The 4,836-nt window shown below is 57.7% G+C and carries 4 protein-coding genes and 1 pseudogene; 2 read left to right on the plus strand and 3 right to left on the minus strand.

Translation table 11 applies throughout. From position 1 onward, the window contains the following. Nucleotides 1-701, minus strand: a pseudogene (locus tag AC1DH9_RS23395) (glucose-6-phosphate dehydrogenase (NADP(+))); the annotation flags it as partial. 63 nt (nucleotides 702-764) lie between these two features. Further along, the gene (gene gnd, locus AC1DH9_RS23400; RefSeq protein ID WP_367880664.1) at nucleotides 765-1,769 is read right to left on the minus strand and encodes a phosphogluconate dehydrogenase (NAD(+)-dependent, decarboxylating); all 1,005 of its coding nucleotides are present in this window, start codon (nucleotides 1,767-1,769) and stop codon (nucleotides 765-767) included. A 250-nt stretch (nucleotides 1,770-2,019) separates the two neighbouring features. On the opposite strand from gnd, the gene AC1DH9_RS23405 reads away from it, so the two are divergent. Then, nucleotides 2,020-2,187 carry a DUF6026 family protein gene (locus tag AC1DH9_RS23405; protein ID WP_427539983.1) on the plus strand — a complete coding sequence of 56 codons (168 nt, stop codon included), beginning with the start codon at nucleotides 2,020-2,022 and terminating at the stop codon, nucleotides 2,185-2,187. Nucleotides 2,188-2,360: 173 nt separating this feature from the next. Further along, nucleotides 2,361-4,106, plus strand: coding sequence for a phosphoethanolamine transferase CptA (locus AC1DH9_RS23410; RefSeq protein ID WP_427539980.1), 1,746 nt, complete (start codon nucleotides 2,361-2,363; stop codon nucleotides 4,104-4,106). A gap of 79 nt (nucleotides 4,107-4,185) precedes the next feature. Here the strand turns inward: AC1DH9_RS23410 and AC1DH9_RS23415 are convergent, their stop codons facing one another. Continuing rightward, nucleotides 4,186-4,677: a GNAT family N-acetyltransferase gene (locus AC1DH9_RS23415; protein ID WP_427527964.1), complete on the minus strand. Its 492-nt coding sequence runs from the start codon at nucleotides 4,675-4,677 to the stop codon at nucleotides 4,186-4,188. Nucleotides 4,678-4,836 lie beyond the last annotated feature (159 nt).

Consider the following 4,836-nt stretch of genomic DNA (forward strand, 5'->3'; position numbering starts at 1 on the left):
GTGTCGCGTACGCTCATGCGCTTGCCGGTGCGCAGGTAGAACGGCACGCCGACCCAACGCCAGTTGTCGATCATCACCTTGAGCGCAACGAAGGTTTCCGTCGTACTGTCTGGCGCGACATTGGGTTCTTCGCGGTAACCGGCCAACGGCTTTCCGGCAATTTCACCGGCGACATACTGACCGCGTACCGAGTTGGCCCGCGCCTCTTCAGTAGACCAGGGACGAATCGCCCCCACCACCTTGGCCTTTTCACCGCGCACCGCGTCGGCGCCGAAGGCCGCCGGCGGTTCCATCGCGACCATCGCCAGCAGCTGGAACAGGTGATTGGGCACCATATCGCGCAGTGCGCCCGTGTGTTCATAAAAACTGCCACGGGTTTCGACGCCAACGGTTTCTGCCGCGGTGATTTGTACGTGGTCGATGTAATGGTTGTTCCAGAACGCTTCAAACAGGCTGTTGGAGAACCGGCTGACCAATATGTTCTGTACGGTCTCCTTGCCCAGATAATGGTCGATCCGGTAAATCTGTTTCTCCGTCATGACCTTGAGCAAGCACGCGTTCAAGGCTTCGGCGGTGTGCAGGTCGGAGCCGAAGGGTTTTTCGACCACGACCCGGCGGAAGGCGTCGTCGCCCTCCTCCAGCAGCCCGGACGAGCCCAGGCGACGCACCACTTCACTGAAAAAGCGCGGCGCAGTGGCCAGATCCGAACAGGAACAGCGTGGTGGGTGGTGCGGGGTGTGCCTTGGATTTCTTGCGGATCGAGGTCATTTTTTCGGCGTCTCGACATGGCCGCCAAAGCCGAAGCGCATGGCCGACAGCAGCTTGTCGCCATAAGTGCTTTGCTGGCGCGAACGGAAACGGGCAAACAGCGAGTTGGACAATACCGGCACTGGAACCGATTGCTCCATGGCCGCTTCGATGGTCCAGCGACCTTCACCGCTGTCAGCCACGGCACCGGAGTAGCCATCGAGTTTCGGATCGCTGGCCAAGGCATCGGCCGTCAGGTCCAGCAACCAGGACGAGACGACGCTGCCACGACGCCAGACTTCGGCAATATCGGCCACGTTCAGATCAAAGCGCTGATCTTCCGGCAGGTTCTCCGAGGCTTTGGTCTTGAGGATGTCGAAGCCTTCGGCAAATGCCTGCATCATCCCGTATTCGATGCCGTTGTGAATCATCTTCACAAAGTGCCCGGAACCAGCTGGGCCAGCATGAATGTAGCCACGCTCGGCACGATCATCTTCGGCCACCCGGTCCTTGGTCCGCGGGATATCACCCAGGCCTGGCGCCAGTGCGTCGAACAGCGGGTCGAGGCGATCAACCACGTCAGCGTCACCACCGATCATCATGCAGTAACCGCGCTCCAGCCCCCAGACTCCGCCGGAGGTGCCGACATCGATGTACTTCAGGCCCTTTTCCGACAGGGTTTTCGCGCGGCGAATGTCATCCTTATAGAAGGTGTTGCCACCATCGATGATCACATCGCCGGCGTCCAGCAACTGGCTCAGGGTGTCGATGGTTTCTTCGGTCGGCGCGCCTGCTGGCAGCATGACCCAGACCGCTCGGGGTTTATCCAGTGCCGCGACCAGTGCCGGCAAGTCCGCAACGCCAGTGGCGCCCTCTTCACTCAGGGTGTCGACAAACGCGGTGTTACGGTCATAGACCACAGTGGTGTGCCCATTGAGCATCAGGCGCCGCGCAATGTTGCCGCCCATGCGGCCCAGTCCGATAATCCCCAGTTGCATGTGCTGATGCTCCTTACTACAAATAAAGGTGTGCCAAGGTTATAGCGCAATGAACCTGATTAAGGTTAGTCCAGAGCGCTGCAACATAGTTTCCGGACGATTTGCCCGAGCTATAGGGATAACGTCCAAAACGTTGGCGAAGACACAGGGACCGTGAAAAATAAAAAAGTTCCATAAATAACAAAAAGAAACCAGAATCGGTGCCGACAGTGGTTCGGCCGTGGCTCCAGAGCAATCCAACCACAGATGTGACACGCCATTTGCGAGGTGAGCAATGGGCACCGTAGTAAACGCACTGCCTCCACAGACCCTCTACGTCACTATTCGTCGTGACGAATTGCGCCAGCTCAAAGCCGAACGCGATCAACTGCTCGACCAGGTCGCGCAATTGCGCCTGTTGCTTGCCCAGGCACAACTGCCTGCACAGCCGGTAACGCGCTGAAATCGAACAGCAGCCACTACTCAAGCTGTCAGCTAGCTGAACAAAACTCACATTTTTTTCACATCTGCCTGATGATAATTCATCGGTTATAGCCGCTCACTTTGTGAGCGGTGCAATTGTTGGTGTCTGGAAATGCTCCAGTATCCGCAGTAATTAATCGGATGGAACGCTGAATGGCGATGTTTAAACGCAGCAATACGTCTGCGAAAGGTTTCGATTGGGTAGGACTTGGCTGGCTTTTCCTGTTCTTCTGGTATTTCTCCGGCATCACCCAACTCCTCATCCTCTTGTCCGACACCGCGGGTTTCGCCGGTTTCCGCCAGGCCTTCATCATGAGCGCCATCTGGCTGGCACCGATGCTACTGTTCCCGGCGCGTACGCGCCTGCTGGCGGCGGTGATCGGTGTCGTGCTCTGGGCCTGCTCGATGGCGAGCCTGGGTTACTTCTTTATCTATCAGCAGGAATTCTCGCAAAGCGTCATCTTCATCATGTTCGAATCGAACGTGTCGGAAGCTGGCGAGTACATGACTCAGTATTTCGCCTGGTGGATGGTCCTGGCCTTCCTGGCGCACACCGCCGTCACGGTATTGCTGTGGACRCGTCTGCGCCCGGTTTACCTGTCTCGTGGCAAAGCCCTGCTGGCTGCGACTGCCATTCTGGTCGCCATTATCGGTTATCCGCTGATCAAGCAGACGGCACGTACCGGCAGCTTCGCCAGCGGCCTCGAAAAGTTCGAAACCCGAGTCGAGCCAGCGGTGCCGTGGCAGATGATGGTTGCCTATCGTCGCTACCGTGAAACGCTCGGCAGCATGCAAGGCATGCTCGACAACGCCAGTCAGATCCCGCCGCTGCACAACTTCAAGGATGCGATGGCAAACCAGCCCGCAACCCTGGTGCTGGTGATTGGCGAATCGACCAACCGTCAGCGCATGAGCCTGTATGGCTACCCGCGTGAAACCACGCCGGAACTCGACAAGCTCAAGGATCAACTGGCGGTTTTCGACAACGTCGTTACCCCGCGCCCTTACACCATCGAAGCGCTGCAACAGGTTCTGACCTTTGCCGATGAAGAAAATCCGGACCTGTACCTGAAGACGCCATCACTGGTCAGCGTGATGAAACAGGCGGGCTACAAGACTTTCTGGATCACCAACCAGCAGACCATGACCAAGCGCAACACCATGCTCACGACGTTCTCCGAGCAGGCTGATGAACAGGTCTACCTGAACAACAACCGCAATCAGAACGCCCGCCAGTACGATGGCGATGTGCTGGAACCGTTCGCCAAGGCCCTGGCCGACAGCGCTCCGCGCAAGCTCATCGTCGTGCACTTGCTCGGCACGCACATGAGTTACCAGTACCGTTATCCGCCGACGTTCGACAAATTCAACGATCGTCAGGGTGTACCGGCCGGTATCCGCGATGACCAGTTGCCGACCTACAACAGCTACGACAATGCGGTGTTGTACAACGACTTCGTGGTCTCGAGCCTGATCAAGGACTACGCCAAGACCGATCCAAACGGCTTCCTGCTGTACCTCTCCGACCACGGCGAAGATGTCTTCGACTCCGCAGGTCACACCACGCTGGGTCGTAACGAAGCTAAACCGACTGCGCCGATGTACACGATTCCGTTCATCGCCTGGGCTTCGCCGAAATGGCGAGAAACCCACGACTGGAGCTTTGCCGCGGACCTGCAACGGCCTTACAGCAGTTCGCAGCTGATCCACACCTGGGCAGACCTTGCAGGCTTGAGTTTCGATGAACTGGACCGCAGCAAGAGCCTGGTCAGCGACAGCTTCAAACCGCGCCCGCTGTTGATCGGCAACCCTTATGAGCGCGAACAGAAAGCGCTGATCGACTTCAGCCTGATGAAACCCAAGGCTGCGGCTGTCAGCGCCTCAACCATCAAGCCGTAATCTCTTCGGGGGCTGGTTCCAGCCCCCCGCTTTCTGCGCAGCATTGATGTGCACGCCCCCCCAGAGGCGCCCTTCTTGTTTAAAGCGACTTGATCCAGAACAACATCCGGCCATGAGCGGGATCGAACATCCCCGCCGAAAACCCGAACTTGCTATAGGAACCCTGTGCAACCGCGTTGCCTTCCAGCACTTCCAGAGTGATTTTGCAGCAGCCGCGCTGACGAGCAATATCCTCGACCTTTTGCAGCATTTTCTGGCTCAGGCCCAGCCCGCGAAATTTTCCGACCACCATTACGTCATGGACATTGACCAGTGGACGGCAAGCAAAGGTCGAGAAACCTTCGAAGCAATTCACCAGCCCGGCAGGCTCCCCGTGAACGAACGCCAGGACACTGAATGCATGGGGTCGCTTGGCCAGCTCGCCGGGCAACTGCTGCAAGACATCGGCCGATAACGGCGTGCCACCGCCCATCGGGTCTTCAGCGTATTGATTCAGAACCAGACTGATCGCTTCGGCATGTATCGGGTTGGTATAGCTGGCCTGTAGTACCAGGATTTCTGCGGATTCCATTTCCATCCTCGATCAAACAATGAGTGTGCATCCCTGCGCGCATCGTCTTCCTGCGCCTGGGTCAGGCGACATTAGCGTGACTGGAACGCTGCGGACAACCGCCAAATCATCACAGCCCGGTGTTTTTAGCGCAATGCGCTACAGGGCAACGTCCTTCAT

The sequence above is a fragment of the Pseudomonas sp. 05T35 genome, assembly GCF_056396605.1.